Source organism: Halostella sp. PRR32, from assembly GCF_034808085.1.
Lineage (GTDB): Archaea > Halobacteriota > Halobacteria > Halobacteriales > Natronoarchaeaceae > Halostella > Halostella pelagica.
Map to the genome: position 1 here is coordinate 1 of NZ_JAXHGL010000093.1, position 277 is coordinate 277.

At 41.9% G+C, this 277-nt stretch carries 1 protein-coding gene; it reads right to left on the reverse strand.

What is annotated here, in order from left to right; translation table 11 throughout:
* The coding region (locus tag SM753_RS20510; protein WP_323192922.1) for a hypothetical protein at window positions 1-277 on the reverse strand (277 nt) is incomplete at both ends.

Here is a 277-nt window from a genome sequence, read left to right on the forward strand (position 1 = left end):
TGAGAAGTGAAAGAGAGGGTGGTTGTTTGGGAGGACGAATTGAGCGACTCTGGTGACAAAGGTGAAGGAGATTGAATCAAGAGGTCTGTATTACTTTTTGATTCATCTTGCTTTTTATCAATCATATGTAATGTTTTCTCCTCACCCACCTTTTCATCAGAAAAAGGCGGTTCCTTTGCTTCAGCTTGATTCCTCGGCCTCTGTCCTAATTTGAGGCTCTTACCAGCTGCTGTTGTTGTTTTTGGATGCAACAGCTTTTTTGTCTCCACTTTTGAAG